Raw genomic sequence first — 4866 nt, 5'->3', positions numbered from 1 at the left:
GGGAAATTGTGAACAATACTCTGAAAAGGGTAAAGAAGTGTTTTAACGCCGTCTGAAAAAAAAGTAAAGGCTTTTTAAGGCTTTTTTTGGATTTGATAGTCAAATGAAATCGGAAATAGGGCGGCGCAGCTAATGACGGCAATAAAGATTTCTGTTTTTTAGAGATTTCACGATTGCTGAAAAAAGAAAATGGGGGCTTATTCCGAAACATGATACCGCGCGTAACGTCGCGCCAGCAGGTTCAACGCGCCTTGCAGCACCCAGCCGATGCCGAAGGCAAACAGCAGCGTGCCGATGCCCAAAGTGCCGCCGAGCAGCCAGCCGATCAGGCAGACGCTGCTTTCCATCAGCGTGCGTACCACGCCGACGCGCCAGCCCGTTTTTTGGCACAGGCCGACCATCAGCCCGTCGCGCGGCCCTGCGCCTAAATAAGTAGTGAGATACAGCGCGGCCGCCACTCCCATCACCACAATGCCGCCCACACACAGCGCAGCGCGCATCACATAATCATCCGCATCGGGCGCGGGCACAAAGCGCACCACCAAGCCCAAAACCAGCGCAATCACCGTCATATTCATCAGCGTGCCCAAGCCGGGGCGCAGACCCAGCGGTATCCAGAGCAGCAATACCGCCAGGCTGATTAAAAACGTGGTCGTGCCGATGTTCCAGCCGGTTTGCACTGCCAGCCCTTGCGCGAATACCACCCAGGGCGTTGCGCCCAAATCCGCCAAAACCAGCATCGCCTCCGCCGCGCCGAAGAGCGTCAGCCCGAAGACCAGCATCAGCAGCGGTTTGGCTTCAAACGACCATTGTGAACGCGCCTTCCACGGCGTAACAGGTAATAAACGGCTCATACGTTTCCCTTTTTCAGACGGCCTTTTCCCGCTCCGCCAGCCTGGCCGCCCACAAAGCCGACGCCGTACACAGCGTGAGCGGCAGCCAAAAAGCGGGTGATACGCGGGTGATTTCCAAAGCAAACACCAAAGCGGTAACGGGCATTTTCATCGATACCGCCAAAAACGCCGCAGCGCCGAGCAAAGCCGCCGCATCAGACGGCACGGCAGGCAAAAACACATTCCACAGCGAAGCCAGCGTAACCGCCGCCATGCTGCCAAGCATCATCGAAGGCGTAATCAAGCCGCCGTAAGTGCCGACCGCCAAAGCCAGCAGCACCGCCAGCCATTTGACCGCAAACAAATCCAAACCGCCCGCGCCGCTGATTAAGCCGCCGAACGCCAGCTGGTTGCCCGCTTTGCCGTTGCCCAAAATATCCGGGAAAAACACCGCCAACACGCCAATCATGCCGAACGCTGCCACGGCGGCAACGACATTGCGGCGGCTGTCGCGCGGCCACAGCGGCAAGCGCTCGGTACTGCGTTTAAACCACACCGCCAGCACGCCGAACACCGCTCCGGCCGGCACGGCCCACAGCAAAAGCGGCGTATCCAGCGCAGCCTCCGCCAAATGATATTGCACTTCATCGCCCAGCCCCAATCGCGCCACCGCTACCGCCACCGCCGAAGTCAACAGCGCTGCCGCAGCCGCACGCGCATTCCACAGGCACAGCATCACCTCAAGCGTAAACAGCGTACCGGCCAGCGGCGCGTTATACACCGCCGCCAAACCCGCCCCGGATGCACAAGCCAGCAGCAGCTTGGCATCATCGGCACCAATGCCCCGGCGGCGTATCCACAGCGACGCCAACGCCGCACTCATCTCGCGCGGCGCCGTCTCCCTGCCCAGCGGCGAACCCATGCCCACCGTGGCAATCTGCAAAAACACATGGCACATCGTTTCTTTAAACGGCAAACCCTGTGTCGGCTGCCCCAGCGATGTCTTTAAAGAAACCAGCGGCCTGCCGAAACGCTTGAGCAGATACCAGCCGCCGCCGGCCAGTAAGCCGCACAAAAGCAGCACGACAAACCGCCGTGTGCCGGACGCTTCTTCAACACCGACACGGAAGGGCACGGTTTCGCCGTTTAAAGCATAGCCGAAAGCGTGGTGCTGCACAAAATGCAGCAGATGCGTGAGCGTGATACCGGCGATTCCGGCGCCGATGCCGACCATAATCAGAGAAAGCCAAAGTCGGGAAGCGGGGTGTGTCTGTTTTATCAAATTCATGTTCCGGGTGAATGAAGCAGAGGCCGTCTGAAAAGCAGGCCGCCGTGTTTGATTGGTAAAGCGTTGTGTGCGGAAACGGCTGTTGCGTGTATTGGGAGACGGCAGCCGCAGCGGACTTGCGCAGCTAATGACGGCAATCAGGATTTTTATTTTTTAGGAGTTTGACTATATTTTAAATAAAGAAAAGCCGTCTGAACATCTCCAACCGGTTTTCAGACGGCCTAAGATTGGTTTTTTTGCCGGTTTTCCCGGAAAACAGCCTGAGAGTAAAACTGTTTTAAAAAATAATTTAAATTATAATAATCGCTTATCAAATTTTCGGAGATGATTTCATGAATGCCTACCTGATGCTCGGCGCGGCCATTGTGTGCGAAGTATTCGGCACCACCATGCTCAAATACAGCGGCGGCTTTTCCAAATGGGGCTTCGCCTGCGCCGGGTTGGCGGCTTTCGGGGTGGCGTTTTTCCTGGTTGCCCGCGTATTTGAAACCCTGCCGATGGGCTTGGTGTACGCCACTTGGTCGGGCTGCGGCATTATCCTGACGCTGCTGATCGGCTGGCTGCTGGGGCAACGCCCCGATTGGCCTGCCGTGATTGGTGTGGTGCTGATTATCGCGGGCGTGCTGGTGATTAATCTTTTATCGAAAACATCGGCACATTAGCCGTCTGAATTTTTCAGACGGCCTTTGCCTTATGCAAATTTTTTCTAAAATATAAAAAGCCAAAGTGTAAGAAAAAGCCGTCTAAAACAGAATTTTCAGACGACTTTTTGCCGCTTAATGATTTTACTTACCTATCGGTAAACTGGCTGCCACATTGCATCTTGCACGGTTTGGATCCAGTTGTCCGATTGCACGGTTGCCACGCCATCTTTCACCGCTTGCTTGGCGACCGCCACCGCCACCGTTGCCGACGACGCACGCAGATTATCCACAGGCGGTAGCAGCGACGCACCCAGCTCTTGCGGATTGACTTGGCTTGCCACCGCCTCGGCAGCCGCCAGTAGCATACCGTCGGTAACGTGTTTGGCGCCAGAGACAATCACCCCAAGCCCCAAGCCTGGGTACAGCATGGCGTTGTTCGCCTGACCGATTTCATAGTTCACCCCTTGATAAGGCACAGGCGGCACAGGAATGCCCACCGCAATCAGTGCCTTGCCGTCTGACCACTTCACCGCATCGGCAGGCATGACCTCAATGCGTTCGGTTGGATTGGACAGCGGCAACAAAATCGGACGCTCCACGCCAGCTGCCAATGCCTTGACGACATCCTCGCCAAACGCACCGTGGTCGGTTGATGTGCCGATTAAGATGGTCGGCTTGACTTGCTTAACCACTTCCAGCAGGCGAATAAAGCCGTCTTTATCCCTTGCCCAGTCTGTGCTCTCGGCAGCAGGGCGAGCGTATTCTTGCTGATAATCTGGCAAATCCTTCATATCGTCCGTTACCAAGCCGTTAATATCAATCAGCCACACACGGCTGCGTGCTTCCGCGCGGCTGAGACCTTCACGCTCCATCGCCGCACTGATTTGATCCGCCATGCCTGTGCCTGCCGTGCCCGCACCGTACACAATCAGGCGCTGGTCGGCAAAGCTCTGCTTGGTAACTTTAAGCGCCGAAAACACAGACGACATCACAATCGCCCCTGTGCCTTGCATATCATCGTTAAAAATGCGGTATTCGTTGCGGTATTTTTGTAAAATGCGGCGAGCATTTGACGGGCCAAAATCCTCAAAGTGCAACAGCGCCTTAGGGAACATTTCGCTTGCAACTTTCAAATATTCAGCAACCAGCGCATCGTATTTTTCGCCGTACACACGTGCATGGCGGTTGCCCAGATAGGCAGGGTCGTTTAAAAGCGCCTCGTTATTCGTGCCGACATCCAAATTCACAGCAATCACACGTGCAGGGTCAATGCCTGCCGCCGCACTGTAAATCGCCAGTTTGCCCACCGAAATGTCCGTGCCGTTCACGCCCCAGTCGCCAATGCCCAAAATCTCCTCGGCATCAGAAACCACCAGCAAATCCACATCGTCCGCCCCCAAACCCAAAGTCTCAAACGACGCACGCACATCTTCAATGCGGTTCACATTCAAATACACCGCACGGCTGCGGCGGTAATCACGGCTCCATTTTTTAATCGCCTCGCCCACGGTCGGATCGTAAACAATCGGCAGCATTTGCGCCAGATGATCGGTGATGAGTTTGTAGTATAAAGTCTCGTTACGATTGTGCAGCTGGTCTAAAAAGACATATTTTTCCATATCCTTTTCATAAGCACAAAACTGCTTATAGGCACGTGCCGCCTGCTGCTCCAGCGTCTCCACCGCCGCTGGCAGCCGTCCTGTCAAGCCGTATTTGGCACGCTCTTCATAAGTAAAGGCGGTGTCGCGATTGGTTAGCGGATTTTGCATGATTTCAGGGGTTTTGCTCATGGTGTACTCCATTCAAAAGTGGTTGGGAAGGAAAGAAAGCGCAGGTATTTTAACATATTTCCGATCTTGCCCCCCCCCCCCCGATATTTGTAAGATTTTGATATGTTGGAAAATTATATTAACCTGAATTAAAGACTTCTGAAAAGTTGCGAAAATTTGTTAATAAGTTAATTTTATGTATAAAAGAAGTGGTGGTTTGATTGAACGGTTGTTGTGGAAACGGAGAGACTGCTTTTTATCGTGATTTGTGAAGAATGATATGAAGACTTCAGACGGCTTTTTGGCTTTGTGCAAAAGTACAGTCGGAGAAA

4 protein-coding genes are annotated in these 4866 nt (G+C 54.1%); 1 reads left to right on the top strand and 3 read right to left on the bottom strand.

Annotation, left to right across the window (positions count from 1 at the left end):
• Positions 1-197: 197 nt before the first annotated feature.
• Both yczE and BDE01S_RS08405 read right to left on the bottom strand, forming a co-directional pair.
• Complete coding sequence (gene yczE, locus BDE01S_RS08410) at positions 198-854, bottom strand: membrane protein YczE (RefSeq protein ID WP_066080125.1); 657 nt, start codon at positions 852-854, stop codon at positions 198-200.
• Positions 855-867: 13 nt separating this feature from the next.
• Positions 868-2121 carry a chloride channel protein gene (locus BDE01S_RS08405; RefSeq protein WP_066080122.1) on the bottom strand — a complete coding sequence of 418 codons (1254 nt, stop codon included), beginning with the start codon at positions 2119-2121 and terminating at the stop codon, positions 868-870.
• 332 nt (positions 2122-2453) lie between these two features.
• Here BDE01S_RS08405 and BDE01S_RS08400 point away from each other — a divergent pair, with 332 nt between their 5' ends.
• On the top strand, positions 2454-2783 hold the full coding sequence (locus BDE01S_RS08400) for an SMR family transporter (protein ID WP_066080118.1): 330 nt from the start codon (positions 2454-2456) through the stop codon (positions 2781-2783).
• A gap of 131 nt (positions 2784-2914) precedes the next feature.
• On the opposite strand, the gene BDE01S_RS08395 is transcribed toward BDE01S_RS08400, so the two are convergent.
• Complete coding sequence (locus BDE01S_RS08395; RefSeq protein WP_066080115.1) at positions 2915-4555, bottom strand: NAD-dependent malic enzyme; 1641 nt, start codon at positions 4553-4555, stop codon at positions 2915-2917.
• Positions 4556-4866: the final 311 nt, after the last annotated feature.

The organism is Bergeriella denitrificans NBRC 102155 (assembly GCF_001592185.1).
In the GTDB taxonomy this organism is placed as follows: Bacteria; Pseudomonadota; Gammaproteobacteria; order Burkholderiales; family Neisseriaceae; genus Neisseria; species Neisseria denitrificans.
This window is presented reverse-complemented; position numbering and strand designations above follow the sequence as displayed.

Coding starts and splice junctions, on each gene's coding strand:
- BDE01S_RS08405 (WP_066080122.1), bottom strand. CDS start 2,121: ATGAATTTGATAAAACAGACACACCCCGCTTCCCGACTTTGGCTTTCT.
- BDE01S_RS08400 (WP_066080118.1), top strand. CDS start 2,454: ATGAATGCCTACCTGATGCTCGGCGCGGCCATTGTGTGCGAAGTATTC.
- yczE (WP_066080125.1), bottom strand. CDS start 854: ATGAGCCGTTTATTACCTGTTACGCCGTGGAAGGCGCGTTCACAATGG.
- BDE01S_RS08395 (WP_066080115.1), bottom strand. CDS start 4,555: ATGAGCAAAACCCCTGAAATCATGCAAAATCCGCTAACCAATCGCGAC.